Source organism: Methylomonas sp. MK1 (assembly GCF_000365425.1).
Lineage (GTDB): Bacteria > Pseudomonadota > Gammaproteobacteria > Methylococcales > Methylomonadaceae > Methylomonas.
Genome location: NZ_AQOV01000001.1, coordinates 1,548,731 through 1,570,095, shown reverse-complemented (window position 1 = coordinate 1,570,095; position 21,365 = coordinate 1,548,731). Strand labels below are relative to the sequence as shown.

16 protein-coding genes are annotated in these 21,365 nt (G+C 52.4%); 7 read left to right on the top strand and 9 right to left on the bottom strand.

Annotated elements, in window-relative coordinates; all coding sequences use genetic code 11:
* Positions 1–40: 40 nt before the first annotated feature.
* From ntrC to putA, 7 genes are all read right to left on the bottom strand, one after another.
* Entirely contained in the window at positions 41–1,462 is a 1,422-nt protein-coding gene (ntrC, locus tag G006_RS0107230) for a nitrogen regulation protein NR(I) (RefSeq protein WP_020482513.1), read from the bottom strand.
* Positions 1,449–2,504, bottom strand: a complete 1,056-nt coding sequence (gene glnL / locus G006_RS0107225; protein WP_020482512.1) for a nitrogen regulation protein NR(II) — start codon at positions 2,502–2,504, stop codon at positions 1,449–1,451. Before glnL ends, ntrC begins: the two co-directional genes overlap by 14 nt.
* Positions 2,505–3,097: 593 nt before the next feature.
* On the bottom strand, positions 3,098–3,874 hold the full coding sequence (locus tag G006_RS0107220) for an exodeoxyribonuclease III (protein ID WP_020482511.1): 777 nt from the start codon (positions 3,872–3,874) through the stop codon (positions 3,098–3,100).
* A 165-nt stretch (positions 3,875–4,039) separates the two neighbouring features.
* Positions 4,040–5,020: an alpha/beta hydrolase gene (locus tag G006_RS0107215; protein ID WP_033194099.1), complete on the bottom strand. Its 981-nt coding sequence runs from the start codon at positions 5,018–5,020 to the stop codon at positions 4,040–4,042.
* A 204-nt stretch (positions 5,021–5,224) separates the two neighbouring features.
* Positions 5,225–6,019, bottom strand: coding sequence for a ParB/RepB/Spo0J family partition protein (locus G006_RS0107210; protein WP_020482509.1), 795 nt, complete (start codon positions 6,017–6,019; stop codon positions 5,225–5,227).
* A gap of 168 nt (positions 6,020–6,187) precedes the next feature.
* Positions 6,188–9,268, bottom strand: a complete 3,081-nt coding sequence (locus G006_RS0107205) for a hypothetical protein (RefSeq protein ID WP_020482508.1) — start codon at positions 9,266–9,268, stop codon at positions 6,188–6,190.
* Positions 9,269–9,445: 177 nt separating this feature from the next.
* On the bottom strand, positions 9,446–12,526 hold the full coding sequence (gene putA, locus G006_RS0107200) for a bifunctional proline dehydrogenase/L-glutamate gamma-semialdehyde dehydrogenase PutA (protein WP_020482507.1): 3,081 nt from the start codon (positions 12,524–12,526) through the stop codon (positions 9,446–9,448).
* A 123-nt stretch (positions 12,527–12,649) separates the two neighbouring features.
* Here putA and G006_RS0107195 point away from each other — a divergent pair, with 123 nt between their 5' ends.
* Positions 12,650–14,008, top strand: a complete 1,359-nt coding sequence (locus G006_RS0107195) for a type VI secretion system contractile sheath domain-containing protein (RefSeq protein ID WP_020482506.1) — start codon at positions 12,650–12,652, stop codon at positions 14,006–14,008.
* Here G006_RS0107195 and dctA read toward each other — a convergent pair.
* Complete coding sequence (dctA, locus tag G006_RS0107190) at positions 13,991–15,301, bottom strand: C4-dicarboxylate transporter DctA (RefSeq protein WP_020482505.1); 1,311 nt, start codon at positions 15,299–15,301, stop codon at positions 13,991–13,993. The two genes, G006_RS0107195 and dctA, sit on opposite strands and share 18 nt — an antisense overlap.
* Before the next feature lie 223 nt (positions 15,302–15,524).
* A complete protein-coding gene (locus G006_RS0107185; RefSeq protein ID WP_020482504.1) occupies positions 15,525–16,106 on the bottom strand; it encodes a hypothetical protein in 582 nt (193 codons plus the stop codon).
* Between the two features lie 272 nt (positions 16,107–16,378).
* Between G006_RS0107185 and G006_RS0107180 the strand changes: the two genes are divergently transcribed.
* The 6 genes from G006_RS0107180 (at position 16,379) to G006_RS0107155 (ending at position 21,354) form a co-directional block, all read left to right on the top strand.
* Positions 16,379–16,891 carry a hypothetical protein gene (locus tag G006_RS0107180; protein WP_020482503.1) on the top strand — a complete coding sequence of 171 codons (513 nt, stop codon included), beginning with the start codon at positions 16,379–16,381 and terminating at the stop codon, positions 16,889–16,891.
* A 284-nt stretch (positions 16,892–17,175) separates the two neighbouring features.
* Positions 17,176–17,388 (top strand): hypothetical protein, encoded by a 213-nt coding sequence (locus tag G006_RS0107175; protein WP_026146908.1) that lies wholly within the window; start codon positions 17,176–17,178, stop codon positions 17,386–17,388.
* The gene (locus G006_RS0107170; RefSeq protein ID WP_020482501.1) at positions 17,381–17,668 is read left to right on the top strand and encodes a type II toxin-antitoxin system RelE/ParE family toxin; all 288 of its coding nucleotides are present in this window, start codon (positions 17,381–17,383) and stop codon (positions 17,666–17,668) included. The genes G006_RS0107175 and G006_RS0107170 overlap by 8 nt, the downstream gene beginning before the upstream one ends.
* A 157-nt stretch (positions 17,669–17,825) precedes the next feature.
* Positions 17,826–19,289, top strand: coding sequence for a bifunctional ADP-dependent NAD(P)H-hydrate dehydratase/NAD(P)H-hydrate epimerase (locus tag G006_RS0107165; RefSeq protein ID WP_020482500.1), 1,464 nt, complete (start codon positions 17,826–17,828; stop codon positions 19,287–19,289).
* On the top strand, positions 19,289–19,759 hold the full coding sequence (gene tsaE, locus G006_RS0107160) for a tRNA (adenosine(37)-N6)-threonylcarbamoyltransferase complex ATPase subunit type 1 TsaE (protein ID WP_020482499.1): 471 nt from the start codon (positions 19,289–19,291) through the stop codon (positions 19,757–19,759). The genes G006_RS0107165 and tsaE overlap by 1 nt, the downstream gene beginning before the upstream one ends.
* 35 nt (positions 19,760–19,794) lie before the next feature.
* Positions 19,795–21,354 carry an N-acetylmuramoyl-L-alanine amidase gene (locus G006_RS0107155; RefSeq protein WP_020482498.1) on the top strand — a complete coding sequence of 520 codons (1,560 nt, stop codon included), beginning with the start codon at positions 19,795–19,797 and terminating at the stop codon, positions 21,352–21,354.
* Positions 21,355–21,365 lie beyond the last annotated feature (11 nt).

Genomic DNA, 21,365 nt, shown 5'->3' with positions numbered 1-21,365 from the left:
AGCGGGAAATGGCGGCTTAAAGCAGCAGCGGCCGCCGCTCTTATTCTTTAATATCCAGCTCCTTGATTTTGCGGGTCAAGGTGTTGCGGCCGTAACCCAGCAGCAGAGCCGCTTCGTGTTTGCGGCCATGCGTATGATTCAAGGCCGCCTCAATTAACAGGGTTTCCAAGGTAGGGATGGCCTGTTTGGCGATGTCCACTTTACCGGTCGATAATTGTTGCTTGACCCAGTTTTTAAACTGACTTTCCCAATCTCCCGGTGTTGTTTCGCCGGATGCGGAATCGCCGCTATTGTGGGTCAGTTCCGGCGGCAAATCTTCCAGATGAATTTCCCGGCCGGAGGCCATCACCGTCAGCCAGCGGCAGATATTTTCCAGTTGCCGCACATTACCAGGCCACTTCAAACCACTTAAAAATGCCTCGGTTTCCGGTTTTAACAGTTTGATTTCGGTATTCAGTTCCTTCGCGCTTTGATACAGATAATGCCGCATCAACAAGCCTATATCCTGCCTGCGTTCGCGCAACGGCGGGATATGAATCCGAATCACGTTCAGACGGTGAAACAAGTCTTCCCGAAACCGGCCCTGAGCCACCAGCGCTTCCAAATCCTGATGGGTGGCGGCGATGATGCGCACGTTCACTCTTACCGAGGTGTGAGCACCTACTGGATAAAACTCATTGTCCGCCAGTACCCGCAGCAAGCGGGTTTGTAATTCGGCGGGCATGTCGCCGATTTCATCCAGAAACAATGTGCCGTTGTTGGCTTGTTCGAATCGACCGATACGCCGGGCTTGGGCGCCGGTAAACGCGCCTTTTTCATGGCCGAATAGTTCGGATTCCATCAAATCCTTAGGAATGGCTGCCATGTTCAAGGCTATGAACGGTTGCTCGGCGCGCGGACTGTGACGGTGCAGGGCCTTGGCGACCAGTTCCTTCCCGGTACCCGATTCGCCGTTAATCAGTACGGTGATGTGCGAGCGCGCCAGACGGCCTATCGCCCGAAACACTTCTTGCATGGCCGGCGCTTCGCCGATGATTTCCGGGGTTTCTTCGACGGTAGGTGGTGCTTGCACAATGTCGCTTTGCCGTTGTTTGCTGTGCGCGCAGGCGCGTTGTACGGTTTCGACGACTTCGGTGACATCGAAGGGTTTAGGCAGGTATTCGAACGCCCCGCCGTGAAACGCCGACACCGCGCTTTCCAGGTCGGAATGTGCAGTCATGACGATCACCGGTAAATCCGGATAACTGTTTTGAATGTTCCGCAACAACTCGAAGCCGTCCATGCCCGGCATCCGAATATCAGTGATCAGCACTTGCGGTAGTCCGCCGGGCAACGATTTCAACAATTCGTTGGCGCTGGCGAAGCTTTGCGTATGCACGCCGGCTTTTTGCAAGGCTTTTTCAAGTACCCAGCGGATGGATTTGTCATCATCGACAATCCAGACCTTGTCAGGTATTTGCATGATTCGTCTCCAAAGGTAGGTAGATGGAAAATACGGTATTGCCCGGCTCGCTTTCGCATTCAATCAAGCCGTTATGCTGGTTGATCAAAGATTGAGCAATCGACAGGCCAAGTCCGGTACCCTCGGCGCGGCCGGTGATCATCGGATAAAAAATCTGTCCCATCAGCTCGGGCTTGATGCCCGGACCGTTATCGATAATATCGATTTTGACGGTCAGCTTGTAGCGTTTGCGCCCTATGGTCATATGCCGTTGCACCCGGGTTTTCATGGTAATCACACCGTGGTTCTGTACTGCCTGCACGGCATTGCGGACGATATTCAGAATGGCCTGGATCAGCTGGTTTTTGTCGGCGAAAATCTCCGGGATGCTCGGGTCGTAATTGGTATGCAGCATAATGCCGTGGGCGGCTTCTACCGTGACCAGATGTCGGACGCGTTCCAGTACTTCGTGAATATTCAGCTGGCTTTTATGCGCGGGTTTGTTGGGGCCGAGCATTTTGTCCATTAGATCCTGCAAGCGGTCGGACTCGGCGATAATGATTTGCGTATATTCCTTTAATTCAGGATCTTGCAGTTCCAGGTCCAGCAATTGCGCCGCGCCGCGTAAACCGCCCAGCGGATTCTTGATTTCATGCGCCAAGCCGCGCACCAACATGCGGCTGGTGTTTTGCTGGGCCAGCAATTGTTCTTCCTTGGTAATGCGTAAATGCCGGTCTACCTGTTGCAGTTCGATCAGGATTTCGCTTAATTTTCCGTCCTCGAGCAAAGGTGTAGCGCTTAGGTTAACCGTAATCGATTGACTTAGCCGCTCTAGGATTAATTCTCTATCGACCAGCGGCTCCAGCAAATACAAACGCGGCAACAAATCGTTAAATAGGGTGTTATGCGCGGTTTTGAATAGTTTGTGCGCCGTTTGGCCGAGCAAATGTTTGGCGCTGTCGGCAAGCAGCATCTCGCCGGCGGGGTTGATATAGGTCAGGCGCAAGTCCTTGTCGAACAGCAGGATTGCTTCGTTTAAGTGATCCAGTATCTTTTTGTGCACGGGTTAATTTAAGTTTTAAGGGTTATAGTGAATAAGCAATTTGTACGCCAAGCCTAAAGTTGCCTTATCGGCCCATTTACCGGGTAAAAAACAGCTCGAATGCACAATATAAGTGCGTTCGCCCGAATTGATGGTTCATGTTAGTGCAAAGGTGGGCTAGGGCTGGGGTTTTTATCACTATCCCGGCTTTAAGCCTTATGCGCTGGTATAGGATCAATATCGATCACAGCGGCAAAAATGTTTGAGAAGCCTATCAGCAAACTCCGATACTCGGCTATGCGCTATATGTCTGCACTATATTGGTGCTAGTGAGTTTGAATTGAGTCAAGCGAAGTTCCAGGGTGATAGCGGTCAAGTCTAGCCGTTTGCATCAAGTATGCTGGCCCCTGTGTCTGCGGAAATGACCGCACCATGGGTTGAGGGAGCTGGTTAATAAACCGGTTGGGGGTCTTGGGCGATGTGATTTTTATAGGGTATTTCCCTGTCGATGACAAACTTTGATCTGAATTGGTGCGCCTGTCAGCACGAGTAACCAGGCTGGTGCGTCAATCGAAGAGCTGTGTCGCTAATTCGGTGCACTTGTCGATTGGCGACTAGTCAGCGTAATCGACGATCAACGGCGCATGGTCGCTGAAGCGTTGCTCTTTAAAAATGCTGGTTGACTGCGCTCGGCAGGCAATGCCCGGCGTGGCGACTTGATAATCGATGCGCCAACCGACATTCTTAGCCCAAGCCTGGCCGCGATTGCTCCACCAGGTGTAGCAGGCGTCGGTAGCGTCCGGATGCAGACGGCGATAGACGTCCACCCAGCCCAACTCATCGTAAACTTGGGTCATCCAGGCCCTTTCCGCCGGTAAAAAACCGGAGTTTTTCTGATTGCCGCACCAGTTTTTCAAATCGGCTGCTTTGTGAGCGATATTCCAGTCGCCGCAAATCACCACTTCCCGGCCGCTGGCTTTCAGTTCGGCAAGATGCGGGTAGAAGCGTTCCATCACGCTGTATTTAACGGTTTGTCGCTCCTCGCTGCTGGAGCCTGACGGCAGATACAAGGAAATTACCGATAGATTACCGACTTGCACTTCCAGATAGCGGCCCTCGCTATCGATGTCGGCATGCCCCAAGCCTTCAATCACTTTATCAGCCGGCTGTTTGCTATAGATACCGACGCCGCTGTAGCCCTTCTTTTGGGCATAATGAAAATAACCGTGCAGGCCGTTCGGTGTGAGCATCTCGGCTGTCATATCGCCGGCTTGGGCTTTAAGTTCTTGTAGGCATACAAAATCGGGGGTTTGGGTGTCTAACCAGTCGTAAAAACCTTTTCTGGTTGCCGAACGAATGCCGTTTAGATTGGCGGAGATGATACGGAGCATGGATAGTGGTTGGGATTTATGGGTTCCCGCCCGCGCGGGAGCGACAATATTCAAGGGCCAGGTTAATAATTACGTCGCAGTTTAACAGTTCCAAACGCCATCTCCCCAACCGCGCTTACGGTCGTTTGATCGAGATTCTGCGCGCGTCTGCCAGTGAAAAGGCTTTTAGCCTTTACTTAACAATTGCCGGGCGCGGCTATCCGCACCGGAAGGCAGCTGGTTCGGGCCGGATTTAATCCAGGCCACGATGTCTTGCCAGGCGGTAGGGGCTTGCAGATCGCGGAGCAGCATGTGGTAACCGTTCTGGTAAATAGCCACGGTTTTTTCCGCTGTATCGGTGGTCAGCATTTGCTGCAAGAAAGCATAAGTCGGCTCCTTGGGGATGACTTCGTCTTTCTCGCCGTACAGCATCAGCGTATGCGCCCGTAGCGAGCCGGCGCTGTCGAAGGCAGTGTCCATCAGGTTGGTTAATCCGTATACCGTTTCCACGCGGGTGGCTTTGATCACCATCGGATCGCGGCCCATCGCCCGCAGCATATCGATATTATCCGAAGGCATAATCTCCAGCCCGCTGCCGGTCAAGGTCAGCCAGGGCATGCTGTGCGCCAGCGTCCACAGTAAACTGGTTTGATACCAAGGCATGGTCGACCTGGCCCATAGCGCCGGCGCGGCGAGGATGATGCCGGCCACATCCGGCATATCGTCCTGCTGTACGGCGGTAATCACAATAGCGCCGCCCATGCTTTCGCCCAGTAGGTAAAGCGGTTTGTTCGGGTAGCGCTGTTTCAGCAGGCGGGTTAATTGTTTTAAATCCTGTGCGTAAGCCTCGCTGCCCGCCCACAAGCCGCGCTGTGGTGCTGCGCCAAAACCGCGTTGGTCGTAAGCGAAACAGGCGATGCCGAGTTTGCTGAAATAGTTGCCCGGCGCATCGAAGAAGTGGCTGTAATCGTTAAAGCCGTGCAGCGCGATGATCACTGCATTGGGTTCGGTGTCTGGCAGCCAGCGGCGTAGCGGTAGACTGGCGCCGTCTTCGGTTAGAAAAGTATTCTCGCCCAGCTGCGCGGTATTGGTCTTAGCGCCGGGTGGATAGCTCATCGGCATACAGCCGCTCAGCGAGAGCAGCAATACGCCAGCCAACGGCGGCATGCGTTTCCGATACGGTTTGCGAGCGTTCACTATTTTCAAAATAAGATTTTTCATTGCTAACACATTATTTCAGCATTGAATTTCCCAAAGTTTCCCCCGCTTATGATTCGCTAAGCGGAGGATTGTTCCAGTCAAACTTATCTTAGCTGACGCGGGCAAATGGTTTTATGACAATTCAGGAATGGCTAGTTTCCTGTTATCGAACTATTCATCGTCCCACAAAATAGGAAACGCTTTACGCACCCGTTCGATGGCCTCCTGATCGACGTTTTTGCCGCGCAAGGTCAGCACCAAGGCGTAAATATCCTGGGTGCTGACTTTAAACGTGCGTTTGGGATCGGCTTTAACTGAGCTGGATAAACGTTTGATCGTTGTATGGAAGGGTAGGGGTTTGGCAACCGGCTGCGCGGGTCGGGACAGTTCGCTTTCGATAATGTCTTTTTCATTGCCGGGTGGCGCGTTTAAGGCTTTGCGCAAGATGTCGCGCGCCCTGGCCCAGGACAACTCGCCGCCGGCCAGTTTTTCGCGCATTGCTTCCGTGGTCAGCGGGGCGTAGCGAATGATGTCGTCGATCCAGCTGACACTTTTGTCGAAGAATTCGGCGATGCGCTCTCTGGACCAGTTGGCATTGTTCAAGTAAATCACGGTCTGGAAATAATCGGTGATGCGGGTGTCGACGCGGTCGGAATTCAGTTTTAGATTCAGCGCCTTGATTTCATCCGGGTCGCCGGTGACGATTCTGACGTCCACTCTGTCGAAATAGCCGGGATTGGCGCGGCGAATACCTTGAATGGCCTCCATGCGATGAAAGCCACCGACCAGATAATATTCGCGGTTGTTACGCTCCCAAACCACCAACGGCTCGAACAGGCCATTGACCACGATGTCTTTTTCCAGATGCGCGACCTTGGCCCGATCCAGTTCTCTATGGTTGGTGAGCGTGTGATGAAATTCAATCTGATCGATGGGTAAATATTCGTAGCGTTTGGTAGCGAGCATAGGCGGTTCTCTGGGTTGTCAGGTGTCTATAAAAAGACTTAAGCGAGCTTAAGCCAATATCTTACTAACGCTGGATTTACGGTACCACCATCGCATTTTTTTATACGAAATTCAATCGCGTAGGTCCTCTTGCCGGAGATGCTAACGGCCTAAAATGGAATTGCCCTGTTAGCCAAGCACCTTCAACACGATCGATAAGTAGTCGGTGTAGCCGATGGCGGCGGCCATAATGATTAACAACACGCCCTGAAAAATGGGGCGTTGTACAAAAGGCTTATAAGTGTCCTCGGCATAGCGTTCAGCCAAGTCAGACAGACTTGCCAGTTTGCCGGCTAGTGGAGGGTTGTCGGCGTTACCTTGATTGGCTATGGACAGGCGGCGCAGATTTTTCAGAGATTCGTGTTCGGTTTTATCCGCCACTGCTTTTAGGCGAAAATCACAATAGAACAAATAGGCGATGCAAACGCCGATCACGATCAACAATCCGGGCGGTGTATGCCAGTTATCAAAATAACTCATTCGTGCCAACACCATAAGGGCCGCAGCGAATAGCGGGTAAGAGATCAGGCGGCTGGCTTGTTGCGTCATATCGCCCACTAGACGGATCGTCACCCAATCCTGAAGGTAAGCGTTATCGATATTCAGCGTGGCGCGATATTCTTCCGTCATCGATACCGGCCAGGGCTCGGCACGTGGGATGGAGCGGATAAACTGGATGATCGCTTGCGCTGCTTCGGTGACGCTAATCATCAAAAACAAATAGGTCGGGACTAACACCAATCGTAACAATATAAAGTCGAGGTGATAGACAAACTCGCCGCGATAAGGTGTAAACGGTACGCCCAGTGACAGAATTATGGCAAAGGTGAGTAGCCAGGCTGCTAGCGTCAAGATGCCAACTCTACCCACACTCAAGTTTCGTTCAAGTCGTTTTTGTAATGATTGATCATGCGCATAGCAACGATTGTCAGCAGACACACCAAACTTACCGCTGAAATTCAGCCGTTCCCAAAATAACCGCGGAAACTTGACGGTTTCGATTACCCAAAACACCGTCGCCACCAGCGCCGCAAATCGGATCGCCTCAGTTGACCACATACTGACACCCTCTATTAGCGCTATAGGTTCGGTCTGTTCAGTGTTCAGCACGAATGCCGTTAATCCGCAACCCACTAACAGACAAAACAGCAGCCAAGTTCGTTGCAAACTTAGTACGCTGACTTCTACCGGCAGTTTGGCAGCATCCGCGATTTTTATTTTACGAAGAAAATAAAGCCATAGGCAGGCAAACAACAAGGCGCAGATTAGAATTTTCAGCGCGATACGGAAAAACTTTAAAAAGGGTTGATCCGCTAATAATGGTTGCTGCTCGATGTCCATTCTTCGGGCCTTATCCCTAGTGTTGTCGGCTGCCTGGATAAATCTGGCCATAGGGCCAAGCACCTTGCAATCCTTACGTCTGGTTTGAGGTTCGGAATTCGCATGGCTGAGCGGGAATGCCTTGGTACGACCGATTTCGTGTATCGCTGGGTGGCTGAACACTGTTTGGTCTAATAGGATTTGACTGTCTATGGTATTGCATATTTCCGTTAACGACGCCGGCTCAGAGGAAGCGGGATTGGAGTCCCATAATGCCATTTGCGCGGCTAAAAAATAGGCGGTTTGGTAACTGTCGCGGAATGGCGGAATGCCGTGTTGCAATTCCTGTGGCAGTTGTAAGCCGAAACTGGATACCACAATCAGGTTCCGCGCCCACTCGTTTTGATCTGGGTGTAAAAACCGGGCATCCATGACGTTCGTGAAATACCAAATGTCAGGAAACTTCGCATGTAGTGCTTGCAGTACCAATAGTTTGTCGTAGACATCGCTACCTAGGACCCCGATGGCGCCAATGCTGTGGTTGCTGTCTTCAAGCTTCTCTTCTATGTCTTGGATCTGATTGGTCAGCCGGCGCATGTAGTCGAATTGACTATCGCCGTCGGCATGTTCCATGGCTTTCGATGCCTCGGAGGAATTACTGGATTCATTGTCGCCGGACTTAGTTGCGGTAATCGGTGAGCTTTGGCCTCGCAGCGTTTTGCCGTCCAATCCGCGAAAATAAGTGTATTGGTGTACGTATTGGCGTAGGCAGTCTGATTTTGGAGTTAATTGCCCATCGCAATCCGTAGCCGGATTTTCCCCGTTCATAGCGGTCTTGACTAAGGCATCCGCAAATGTGGTGCCTATATGGTAGGCATACAATGATTCGGTTTCGGAAATCAATACCACGTGCTTAGTGGAATTAGCCAACTTGGCGCGGTTGCCGATTCGGACGCCGCGTAGTGCCAATTCCTTACTCAAGGCCGTGGCTAACTGGCTGTCGGTAGCAGTTGTACGAATAAAAGGCAGGCCAGCTCCGAAATGCTCGGTCAAATTGGTTGGTTCATTCCTATCTGGGGTTCTGGTGCCAAACAGCAATTTACCTTCATCGACTGTCGCTCGAGGCGAATACATTCGAAATAAGGGTTTTCCATCGGATTTAGCGGCCGGCTTGACTGCCCGAGCCATGGTTTGCAATTCATCAGAAGTCGCCGGCCCCAGCACATTGAATTCCAGATTGAATTGACTGTTTTTCAGATAAATCTTGCGGAGATTCTCGAACAAGTCGCGTAGCGGCTGATAGCCGAACAGCTTGTTGTCCAGGTATAACACTAAGATCGGCGGATGTTTATCGTCATCCCGAAGTGAGTACACTGGATTGGGTTTCCACACCAGAGATTCGAAGGCGATTAAGGTACTGGTATCGTTAAGCCGGTAATTGACGTAGCCAATATGCTCCGCGTCACTTGGCCCATACTCGTTGTTTTGGTCGGCCGTGAGTCCGGACAGCACCGCATAGCGAATACGCCGGCGGGTTTCTACGTCTTCCTGATAGTGACCATTCGGCATCAGAGTGGCCATCACAATTTGCCGCGTGTCGCGTAATTCACCCAACTGCTTTTGAACGGTTTTTATCACTTCTTCAGTGTTTTTATATTGCTGATAATTCTCGCGGTTTAAATTTTGGTTGGCGATGGCTTCGAATGGGTCTTGCCACAAACGCGCGTCCACGTCCGATTTAAACCCTGCTTGCTGCTGCGGTATCGGTGCTTTGTTAGGTCTGGAATCGTTGAAGGGGCTTTGACCGACGAACAGGCTGCCACCCAGAATGATCAAGAGCAAACTTAATACGTTTGGAGAAATCAGCGAGGATTTGTTTTCTTTGGACATAAGCGCCAAGCTCTGATTGATATGGAGAGATAGTGGGACATACCCGGTTGTGCTACTAGACTAACACTAGAAGTTTTCGGCTTCAAAGGCAGAAACTAACAACGATTTTTGTAAAATTACACTATCTAGCAGGGTGCGGAATCCAAGTTTCGCGAACCGAGGCCATAAAATCCACGTTTATTTCCGTAACAACCAAGGATTGCCGCCGATGGCGGTGAGGTTGGTGGTGACGGTTTGTTCGTTGGCGAAGCGTTGCAAGTAGTGGGGGCCGCCGGCTTTCGGGCCGGTGCCGGATAAGCCCATGCCGCCGAACGGCTGCACGCCGACTACCGCGCCTATCATATTGCGATTGATGTAAATGTTGCCGACCCTGGCGTGTTGCTGGATGTAGCGCATATTGGCGTTGATGCGGCTGTGGATGCCCAGCGTCAAGCCGTAGCCGCTGGCATTGATGGCCTCTACCACTTTTGCCAGCTCGTTGGCTGGGTAGCGGATAATATGCAGGATAGGGCCGAACACTTCCTGTTCCAGCAACGATAGGGCAGGGATTTCCGCTAAAGTCGGCGGAAAAAAGCATCCATTTATCAGGTCGTCAGGCACTGGCAATTGGAATAACAGCTTGGCTTCGCGGTTAAGCTTCTCGATGTGGTTCAGTAGCTTGGCTAAAGCGTGTCGATCAATAATAGGGCCGACGTCGGTGGCAATATCCAGCGGCGACCCAAGCCGCAGCAAACGCATCGCGCCAATCAAACGCGCAATGACGTCCTCCGCGGTCTCTTCCGGCAGAAACAACACCCGCAACGCCGAGCAACGTTGGCCGGCACTGTTAAACGCCGATTGCAAGGCGTCCGCGACCAGTTGTTCCTGATGTGCGGAGCTATCGGCGATCATCACGTTTTGCCCGCCGGTTTCGGCAATCAAGGTGGCAATCGCGCTGTCACGCTCAGCCAGTTGCCGATTGATAAACTGGGCCGTGGCGCCGGAACCGGTAAAGGCCACGCCTGCGACGCGTTCGTCACTCAACAGTTGCCGGCCAATCTCGGCGCCGTCGCCCGGTAAAAATTGCAAGACATTTTCCGGTATTCCGGCTTCGAGTAACAGGCGGACGCAAGCCATCCCTGTTAACGAAGTCTGCAAAGCCGGTTTGGCGATCACGGTATTGCCGGCCGCCAGCGCAGCGGCGATTTGGCCGATGAAGATGGCAATCGGAAAATTCCATGGGCTGATGCAGACAAACACGCCGCGCCCGACCTGAAACAATTGGTTATCTTCGCCAGTGGGACCGGGCAATCGCAGTGGCTGAGCGAATTGCTCGACCGCGCAGGCCGCGTAATACCGGCATAGATCGACCGCTTCCCGTACTTCCGACAACGCGTCTCGCACGGTTCTGCCGCCTTCACGGATGCACAGCGCCGTCATTTCCAGGCGCTGCTGTTCCAATAAATCCGCTGCTTTACGCAGATACCCGGCGCGGGTTTCGACTGGGCATAAGCGCCAGGCATTGAACGCGCTGGCGGCTTGTTGCAAGGCTTGTTTTATATCGATTGGGGAGCTGAAAACTACCTCACCAACCAAGCTATGTCGGTCATACGGACTATAAACCGGATGCCGTTCGCCCCAAACTTGCCGTCCGGCGACCAATGGTGCGGCTTGCCAATTGTGGTCGGACATGGCGGCCAAGTCCCGTTGCAACTGCTCCAATACCTCAGGATTACTTAAATTCAGCCCCTGCGAATTTCGGCGTTGCGCGCCAAATAACTCGCTGGGTACAGCCAGCGGTTCAGAATCGACTTGGCTTAACTGAGCCGACGGATCGCCGGACAGCACAGCCGCGCTAAGTGCCGGATTTTCGATTTGATTGATGAACGAGGTGTTCGCGCCGTTTTCCAATAAGCGTCTGACCAGATAAGGCAACAAGTCCCGGTAATTGCCGACCGGAGCATATACGCGGCATTTGATAGGGCGCTGATTTAACAACTCGTCATACAAAGCACTACCCATCCCATGCAGACGCTGGAATTCAAATCCCGGATGGCCTTTGCCAAACTCGCAAATCGCCGCTACGCTGTAGGCGTTATGCGTGGCAAATTGCGGATAAAAAGCCTGCGGCTTTGACAGGATCAGTCTGGCGCAAGCCAGATAAGACAAGTCGCTGGCGGCCTTGCGACTAAATACAGGGTAGTCGTCCCAGCCGTTCTCCTGAGCGCGTTTGATCTCGCTATCCCAGTACGCGCCTTTCACCAAACGGATGGGAATGAGGCGTTGCTGCAATTCGGCCACAGTCGCCAGCCATTCGATCACTGTCACAGCGCGTTTTTGGTAAGCCTGTACCGCTAGACCGAAACCCGGCCAGCCGGCCAGTGCCGTATCGTTAAATACCGCTGCGAAAATATCCAAAGACATGTCCAGCCTTTCGGCTTCTTCCGCATCCACGGTCACGGAAATATTCGCGGCGCGGGCCAGCTTGACCAAGGCCAACAGCTTGCTGCTGATTGCCGGCACCGCGTAGCGATGCTGCAAGGGTTCATACCGCGGATAAAGTGCCGAGAGCTTGATGGAAATGCCTGGGTTGGCAAATAAATCCGCGTCAGCAGATTCGGCCAGCGTTACGATGGCATGGCGATAAGCCGCGAAATAGCGTTCCGCATCGTCTTCGGTCAAGGCCGCTTCGCCGAGCATATCGAAGGAATAGCGGTAGGCAGGGTTGCGACCAGCTTGTGCTATAGCGTTTGTTATATCTTCTGCGATAACAAAATGTTGGGCCATTTGCTGCATGGCTTGCTTGATGGCTGTGCGGACCAGCGGCTCGCCCAGCCGGCTTAACAAGCTAGCGAAAACCCGCTGCCGAATCAACGCTTCCATTTTGCCGCTCATCCACAATGCGCTACTGGCCAGATTGACCGCTACTGAATCGCTGTGCAGCCAGTGGCTATACCAGTCGGCATCTGCCAATTTGTCGCGCAGGAACAGGTTTTGCGTGTCGCTATCCGGTATCCGCAACAAGGCTTCGGCAATGCTCATCAACACGATGCCTTCATCGCTACTCAGGCTGTATTCATGCAAGAAAGCTTCGAAAATGCTCGGCTGTTTGTGTTTGGTGCGCACTCCTTCGATCAATGCCTGCGAAGATGCGCCGATGGCCTGACTATCGTAATCTCCCAGCGTAGCGATTAGGCCGGAGATGGCTTGTGGTTCTGCTTGCGTAAATACTTGATTGATGCGCTGGCGCAGTTCGGCTAAACGGTTGGCGTTGCTCATTGTTATCACCTGTTGGGCGGACACTGATAAGCATACCGCTATCCGGAAAAACCGGTTGGCTTGTTGGACTGGGTTTGCTCTGCTACTGTTGATGACAAAGCGTTTAGCACGCGAGGAGAAAATATGTCAGGCAGAATTGATTTTACGATGGGTTTTAACGCGGGAAATGCGGCTAGAGCCGGCAATGGGGATAGCAGCTACCGGGTTTATGTGTTCGGAAATTTTTCCGGTGCCTCCGCTCCCTGGGAACAAAGCAAAATCCGGAAAATCGATGTGGATAACTTCGAACAAGTGATGGCGCAAATCCTGCCGACACTGGAAGTCAGCCCCGGCACTACGCTGCAATTTTCGACGCTGGAGGATTTTCATCCCGATGCCTGGCTAGGAAAAATCAAACTGTTGGCCGATTTGCGGACTTTAAAATCCGAACTGGGTAATCCCAATACCGCCGCGCAGGCGGTGGCGAAAATTCAGGCCTTTTTTCCTGGGGTAACCGCCAGCGAACCAGCAGTGCCTGAACTGGAAACGGAAAGTCAGGACGATATGCTGGAACGTTTGCTAGGGAAAAAGCCGGAGGGCACCGTCCCTGCGTCCGATTCTTTGGATAGTTTGTTGAAACAGATTGTGGAACCGCATGTCGCCAGGGACGCCAACCCGCAGCATCGGGTGTTAATCGATTTGATCGACGCCGCGACCTCGCAGTTTGTGAAAGCCTTATTGCATCGCCAGGATTTTCAAGCACTGGAAGCCTTGTGGCTGGCGACCGACGGCTTGGTGCATGAGGAAGCCGCCGACGCACAACAGCTTTATTTGCTGGATATTAGCCAAGCCCAGTTGCTGGCAGAGCTGGAAAAGGGTAGCGATAGTGTGGTCCAGCGTTTGCAACAACATATGCAAACAGGCGACGGAGAGCAGGACGTATTGTTCGTGGCTGATTATGTGTTTTCCGACAATGCGGAGGACAAGGCTTTGCTGGGTTTTTGTGCCGAATTAGCTGCAAAATGTGGAGCGGGTTTTCTGGCGGGCGCGGGGAACGGTTTGGTGGTTGAGGCATTGCAGAATGCAGCGGATTGGTTGGCATATCGTCAACAGATCCAGGCCGACAGCGTGATCTTAACCTATCCGCGCGTACTGATGCGTTTGCCTTACGGCAGCAAGCGCGAGCCGCTGGAAAGCTTTGCGTTTGAAGAATGCGCCACTGTTCCGCAGAACGATGAATTGCTATGGGGGAATCCGGCCTTTTTGCCGGCCAGGGTGTTGCTTAGGGCAGCGCAGGACCAAACAACAGCGGAGCAATTCTTTTTTGCCGATGCGCCGGCGTTTAGCTACGAACTGGACGGCGAACAGCTACTGCAGCCGGCTACCGAAGTGGTGTTGAACGAAGCGCAAGCCAACAATTTACTAGCGCAAAACATCATGCCGGTGATTGGCTATCGGCAGCGTCAAGGCCTACGCCTGCTGGGTTTAGAAACTTTGATTTGACAGATCTGGATGTAATTGCGCCTGCATCTTTTCTCGGTCCAGTTCGCCTTCTGAATGCGACACCACTATCGTCGCCACTGCGTTGCCGACGATGTTGGTCAAGGCACGGGCTTCCGACATAAAGCGGTCTATGCCAAGGATTAACGAAAGCGCCGCGACCGGCACCGCAGGCACCACCGCCAAGGTTGCGGCCAGCGTGATAAAGCCGGCGCCGGTGACACCGGATGCGCCTTTGCTGGTCAACATCGCTACCAATAGCAAGGTCAATTGCTGCATCAGGCTTAAATCGACATTCAGGGCCTGAGCGACAAACAACGCGGCCATGGTCAGGTAAATATTGGTGCCGTCCAGATTGAACGAGTAGCCGGACGGTATCACCAAACCCACCACCGAGCGGGAGCAGCCCAGTTTTTCCAGCTTAGTCATCAGCGGCACCAGCGCCGATTCGGATGATGAGGTGCCCAGTACCAAGAGCATTTCTTCCTTGATATAACGCAGCAGTCGAAAAATATTGAAGCCGGTCAGCGCGGCGATACTGCCCAGTATCAAGACGATGAACAAAGCGCAGGTCAGATAAAAACTGCCCATTAGCGCAGCCAGCGGTTTTAAAGCAGCGACGCCGTATTTGCCTATGGTGAACGCCATCGCCGCGCCGGCGCCGAACGGCGCCAGTTTCATGATCACATTCATCATTGCAAAAAAGATATGTGAGCATTCCTCTATAAACACATATACCGATCTGCCGGCGCTACCCATTTGTTGCAAGGCAAAGCCGAAAAGTACCGCTACCAGCAATACTTGCAGCAAATCGCCGGAACCGGTGAAGGCATCGGTAAAGGTTTTGGGGATGATATGCAGCAGAAAGTCGGCGGTGCTTTGCTGGTTGGCTTGTTTCACGTAGCCGGACACCGCCTGCGCATCTAGCGTGGCCGGATCGACGTTAAAGCCCTGGCCGGGCTTGATCAGGTTAGCGACTAGCACGCCCAGCGCCAGCGCGAAAGTCGAGACAATCTCGAAATACAGCAAGGCTTTTACCCCAACGCGCCCGGCTTTTTTCATATCATCGGCGCCGGCGATGCCCAGCACGATGGTGCAAAATACCACCGGGCCAATCAGCATCTTGATCAGGCTGATAAAGCCGTCGCCGATGGGTTTTAGTGTCACGGCATGTTCGGCGTCCAGATAACCGAACACGCCGCCGGCAACGATAGCCAACAATACCCACAGATAAAGCCGGGCGGGGGGACTCGCAGGTTTTGGCGATAGCGGGGTACTGAGATCTTCCGAGTTCATGGTTTAGCACAGGTTTTGAGTGCAATATCGTTTAAAAGCTACGCATAACGCAAGGATAAGTTACGAGTCCAACAGCCCGGCTTACGATGGCAGTGAACCAGTCGCCGACATCTGTTCCAACTTAAACTACGAGGCTATGGCGGGCTCAAATAGCGGTGGATCCCGATTAAAAGGATACCAGAATCTTTTCAACTTCGACAAAGCGGCTATTAGCGCGTTCCGCTTATTTTTCTTCTTTCTTGTCAAACACCCCGCTAAAACTAAAACCAATATCGATTTTGCCGATTTCTTCGATCACTTTCTGGCTCAATTCAGCCGCCGGCTTATCGGAAAACACCGCGTAGCGCATCAGGTTTTCTGTATAGGTTTGCTTGTCTTTATACTGGCTATAAAACGCGAACATCAACGCCGCGATGCCGGTAACGGTGGTTTGCACTATCGCCGATTTATACCATTCGCGCTCGCCCAGGCGGTCTTTCATCAACACCCCTAGCGACGGCCACAGAAATACCGCCACCGCGGAAATCAGCGACAGCCAGAAAAATACTTTATTTAAAATCGCATAGCTTCTGGCTTTGGCATACAGATCATAAATCAACACTAGCTTGCGTTCTTCGTCTACTGTTGTAGGCTTTGTCGTGCCAGTTGAATCGGTCTTACAGACGGCGGTTTTGGCGTAATCCATCAGCAATTTCGCACTGGTTTGATTGGGATTAAGGATGTTGATGACATCCTTATCGCAGGATTCCGATGCGCACCCGCTTAGCGCAATCAGGGTCACGATGATCAACAGAAACTGACGCATGGTTTTGCTCCGTATCGATTTAGTGGGGTAATTGTGACATAAGCGGGATGATAGATTGTTCGTAAAATTATGTCCGGCGAGGATCGACAGAGTATTTTCCGGAAGTCTTCTTCTGCGATGGGATGTCAAGATTTCCTGGTGATCGATAATAAGCGGATGATCAGCTCAATTGATTGGATTGCTGCATCTGGTAATTTCCACGCCATGTTGCTTAGCGCTGATGATGTACATATACAATTGACTACCTAAATCCTTATTAAATCGAAAACTACATGCCGATAGTCTTCCGAATTATGTTGTTACTTTTACCCCTAGTGGCAGCACATGCCGATGAACTCCACAAACTAATCGGCTACAAATGCGATGCTGATCTGAATGTCCTTGTGCTCTCTTACGCGGCCGGCTATAACGAAGTTGGCGAAGAAATGATCAAGAACAAAAGCCTATTTCAATGGGACCCTTGGTCACTTCTTGTTACAGATGAGCGAGACACTCATATGTTTGTCATCGAGACCAAAACGGCGAAAGGTCAATGCAAGCTAAAAGATGGGCTCTACGAAATAGCTATTGGCCCAGTACCAGGTAATCACAATCTTGAAAGTCGTTGCGGTTCCTATATGTCAGTCTGGGCGGAGGTTAGACGGGGTGAGAAAATCATCTTGCCACCTTACCAGTTCGATCCACCATGCTTTGATGATGGGCCGATAACATCTGAGATCGTCATAAAATCCGGTAGCGACAAACCCGAAACAAAAAAGCTTTCTCCAACCGAATTTTATCAATGAGGTTTCATTCATATCTAACGTATTTTCTGCACCTGAGCAATTTCGGGGCTAAACCGACCACCAGGAGATATGCTGAGCAGGACCGGTTTTGTTAACCCGTTCTGAACGTTTCAACGATGTGTGAAAGTTTGGCAAAACTTTTGGAGCGGGTTGTACAACTCACCCGACCTATGTTCAGAATTGGCTATGCAATGGTTTGGCGTTATGCTTTACAAGCTTCCTTGGCCGGATGGGACAAATTTGGCCTGGAAAACAGTGCAATAACTGAATCTTTGGAATTCATCATGTTAAATATCGAAATCGATAACCCTGAGTTGGAAGCCAGCCTGCAGCAGTTGTTTGGCAATAATCAGCAGTCTATTGCCAGTGCCTTCGCCGAGTTTGTACAGCATCGTAAAATCAAGCAGGACATCGGCGTGTCGATTACTCAATTGGCTGCTGGCGAAGGCCTGCCGCTGCAAGAGGTGATGCAGGACATTCGCCGGAAATATGAGTGAGTACCGCATTGTCTTTTCGCCGCGCGCCGGACAGCGCTTGGCGGAAATAGCCGACTATCTTTATCGGCAAAACCTATCGCAGCGCTTTGTGCTGGATTATCTGCAACGCTTTGAAGATTGGCTGAATACCTTGCTGGTGCAGTTTCCCGAGTCGGGTACACCGATGCCGGAGTTTGGTGACAACATTCGCCGGGTGGTCTATCAGCAATACAGCTTTGTTTACCGTCTAAACGGCGACGCCATTGAGATATTAACCGTTTACCGTGAAAATCAACCCTGAACGCGGGTCGATTTTATCCAAACGGCAGTATGTTGGACTTTAGTTTGATTTGCCGACAGGCAATACATAATTGGCCGATAGGCGTTAGAGCAACCCCTTTAAGCAATCCCCTCAAGATCGGCGACAAGAATCCTATTGATTTCCCAAAGGCTAAGCCATGCAAACACCCGCAAGCAAGCTCTACTGCACCGCCCAAATCCGCGAGGCTGAACGTTATGCGATCGACGAACTGGGGATTCCGGGCCGGGAATTGATGCGCCGGGCTGCGTACGCGCTATTCGAGCAGTTAAGACAGCGCTGGCCGGAACAACAAGCAGTCACTGTGCTATGCGGCGCCGGCAATAACGGCGGCGATGGTTATGTGGTTGCGACGCTGGCTTTGCAGGCTAATTTTCAGGTAACCGTTTATGCCTTGGCCGATCCAGACGGTTTGCCGGGTGACGCTCTGAGTGCCTATCAAGATTTTTTACAGGCTGGTGGACGTGTCAGCGACTTCGAAGCCGGGCAATCCAAGCTGCAAGGTGTCATAGTCGATGCTTTGTTCGGGATCGGTTTGAGCCGTGAGGTCGGGCAAGATTACGCGTTAGCCATTAAGGCGATAAATGCCTCCGGCTGTCCGGTGATTGCGGTAGATGTACCGTCCGGCTTGCACGCCTACACTGGCTCGGTCCTAGGGTGCGCAGTCAAGGCTGATGTGACGGTGACCTTCATCGGTTTGAAGTGTGGCTTGTTTACCGGCGAAGCAGCCGAATATTGCGGCGAGATTATTTGTAGCACCTTGGAACTCCACGCAACAGTGTTGGCGGCGATGCCGCCAATCGCGCTATTGCTGAAAAAAATCGACTTGCCGCGCCGCGCCCGGGTTGCTCACAAAGGTCGTTTCGGGCATGTGTTGTTGATTGGCGGCAACCTGGGTTATACCGGGGCGATACGTTTGGCGGGCGAGGCGGCCTTGCGTTCCGGCGCCGGTCTGGTTAGCATCGCCACCCGCGCATCGCATAGCGGGTTGATCAACATCGGTCGACCGGAGTTAATGTGCCACGGCGTGGAATGCGGCGAAGCGCTACATGCCTTGCTGGAGAAGGCCAGCGTCATCGTGATCGGGCCCGGTCTGGGCCAGGACGATTGGGCCAGGGAGATGTTCGGCGCGGCGCTGGCCATTGATAAGCCGTGCGTGATCGATGCCGATGCCTTGAATCTGTTGTCCTTGCAACCCAAGCGGCGCGCGAATTGGATATTAACGCCACACCCCGGCGAAGCCGCGCGCTTGCTGGGCTGTAGCGCCGGACAAATCTCTGCTGACCGCTTTGCGGCGTTGGCGGATTTGCACAGTCAATACGGCGGCACTTGTTTGTTAAAAGGCGCCGGTACCTTGATTACCTGCGGCGATACGGTCTATGTCGGCACTACCGGCAACCCCGGCATGGCCAGCGGCGGCATGGGCGATGTGTTGTCGGGTTTGATCGGCGGCTTGCTGGCGCAGGGTTTGAGCTTGGATGAAGCGACGCGGTTGGGTGTGTATGTGCATGGCGAAGCGGCTGACAGTCTGGCTTTGGAATTTGGCGAGCGCGGCTTGCTGGCCGGCGATTTGCCGGCACGAATCAGGAAATTATTAAATTAATGAACATCACTCTGGAAACCTCCGAAGATACCGAAGCGCTGGGTGCCGCACTCTGGAAAGCACTGCCGGAAAAATGTCTGCTGTTTTTGTACGGTGAATTGGGTGCCGGCAAAACCACGCTGGTCAGGGGCTTGTTGCGCGCCGCCGGCCACGATGGCGCGGTAAAAAGTCCCACTTATACTTTGGTAGAGGAATACGAAGTCAACGGCCGGCGTTTGTTTCATTTTGATTTGTATCGGCTCAAAGACCCGGAAGAACTGGAATGGATGGGCATGAATGATTATCTGAATCAAAACGCGTTGTGCTGTATCGAATGGCCGCAAATGGGCGCGGGGTTTTTGCCTATGGCCGATCTGGAAGTAAGGTTGAATTATTTTCAGCAACAACGTACCGCTGAAATCAAGGTGTTAGCAAAAAATCGGCTAAGCGATATAAAACTAAACTGGAAAAACAATAACCTACTGCTATAATTTCAACGAAGTTGTCACTAGTGGAAATGTGGGGTATGCAGCAGATGTCTAAAATTTTCTGGATATGGGGTTTGTTATTGCCCACGTTTTCCGCATTCGCGGCTCAGACTGAACTGGGTGCGGTCACTTATTCATCGGCCAATCAACTGCTGGTCAATTTGCCGAGCACGGTCAAGCATCACGCGTTTGTGTTGAAAAGTCCTAACCGGTTGGTCGTGGATTTTGTCGATGCCAAAATGGCGCAGGGTTTGAATCAACCTGCCGCCGATCATCCTTTGTTCGGCTTTGCCCGGAGCGCGATGCGGAACAACAAAGATTTGCGTATCGTCGTTGAATTGAAAGCCGATGCGGACGCCAAGGTGGCGATGGTCGGCAAGAATTTGCAAATTGATTTGGCGGCAAAAGACCAGCCGGTGCAACCTCAGTTGGCAGCCAAGCCAGCGGAAAGAGCGTTTACTCCGGTTGCGGCGCTTAAAACTGAAAAGCCGGCAGCTACCCCAGTGGTTGCCGTTGCCGAAAAAGTCGATAAATCCAGCAAGAAATCGGAGACCATTGCCAAACCTGTCGCGGTTAAATCCGTATCCAAAGCCAAAGGTCGTAACATCATCGTTGCTATCGATGCCGGCCATGGCGGTAAGGACGTCGGTGCGCAGGGCGCAAACGGCACCCAGGAAAAAGACGTGGTCTTTGCAATTGCCAAGAGTCTGCAAGGTATGGTCAATAGCCAGCCGGGCATGAAAGCGGTGATGATTCGCGACGGCGATTATTTTGTGAAATTAAACGAACGCCGCCGCATTGCCCGAGCCGCCAAAGCCGATTTGTTCGTGTCCATCCACGCCGATGCGTTCAGCGATAGCCAAGCCCATGGCGCATCTGTCTATACCTTGGCCAGCAAGGGCGCTTCCAGCGCAGGCGCCGGGTGGTTGGCAGCCAGCGAAAACGCAGTCGATGGCGGCGGTGCCGGCGAGGACCGGGATGACACCTTGACCTCGGTATTGATGGACTTATCTAACAAAGCCGCAAAAGAAGCCAGTCAGAATGTCGGTAACAAGGTGCTGAAAAGCGTAAAAAGCGTTGGGCATCTGCACAGAAGTGCGGTGCAAAAAGCCGGTTTCGTGGTGTTGAAGTCTGCGGAGATTCCGTCAATTTTGGTGGAAACCGCCTTCATTTCCAATCCGGAAGAAGAGCGTCGCTTGAACACCAAGGCCTATCAAAACAAAATGGCATCGGCGGTATTTAGCGGTATTGTCGGCCACTTTAAACAATATGCGCCGGCCGATACGATGATGGCCCAGCTGAATCGTTCCGGCAAATCCAAAGCCGTGCAATTGGCTGCGTTGGATGTGGATGATAATGAACCGGTGGCTAAAGCAAAACCGGAACAAAAACCGGTGTTGGCGGCTAGAGAGCTGGATGCTGCTCCGACCATGGTGGCGAGCAATGCCGGCACTCATCATGTGATCAACCGCGGCGAAACGCTGTCCGGTATAGCGCAGCAATACGGCATCAGCATGCGGGCTTTGCGTATGGCCAATGCGATGAACGACGGCAACGTGCGCATCGGCCAAGTATTGCAGATTCCGCGAGACAGCTAATAATCCAATCT